This window comes from Jejuia spongiicola (assembly GCF_023502325.1).
Taxonomy (GTDB): domain Bacteria; phylum Bacteroidota; class Bacteroidia; order Flavobacteriales; family Flavobacteriaceae; genus Wocania_A; species Wocania_A spongiicola.
The window spans coordinates 1-799 of the sequence record NZ_JAMFLZ010000025.1; the positions used below are offsets into that span (position 1 = coordinate 1).

Annotated in this window: 1 protein-coding gene; it reads left to right on the forward strand. The window is 35.8% G+C overall.

Features of this window, described 5'->3' with window-relative positions; genetic code table 11:
• On the forward strand, nt 1-799 hold a 799-nt coding region (locus M3P09_RS17190; protein ID WP_249974058.1), incomplete at both ends, for a BspA family leucine-rich repeat surface protein.

Here is a 799-nt window from a genome sequence, read left to right on the forward strand (position 1 = left end):
GCTACTTTTAATGCAGAATCTACCAATGTTTCAGGTAATGCTACAAGTACTACTTTAACAGCTGGTACATATACTGTTGCCATTCGTGGTGTTTTTCCTAGAATATTTTTTAACAATACAGGAGATAAGGATAAAATACAAACGATTGAACAATGGGGAACAAGTGCATGGACTTCGATGGAAAGAGCATTTTATGGTTGTAGTAATTTAGTACTAAATGCAACTGACACCCCAGATTTAAGTCTTGCCACTTCAATGCTAGGTATGTTTTTAGGGTGTAGTTCTTTTGTAGATAATGGAGGAGCTATTAACAATTGGGAGGTAAGTACAATCACTAATATGGAACGAGTTTTTCAACAGACCTCATTTGATTCTCCCATCAATAATTGGAAGGTAAGCGCTGTTACATCAATGAGGAGTATATTTTCACAATCGTCATTTAATCAACCGTTAGATAATTGGAATGTTGAAAATGTGAGTGTTTTTGAAGGGGCTTTTTCATTTTCAATTTTTAATCAAGATATCAGTGACTGGGATACTTCTAGTGCAACTCGCTTTAGTAATATGTTCAATAAAGCAACACGTTTTGACCAGAATATAGGCAACTGGGATATTAGCAATGTTACAACAATGAATGATATGTTTACTGGTACCACCCTATCTACAACAAACTACGATGCCACCTTAATAGGTTGGTATACAGACTCTAGTGGTGCTGCTAACGATGGTATTGATGATGTCCCTTCTAATATAACTTTTAATGGCGGTAATAGTCAGTACTGCTCAGCAACATTTGCTA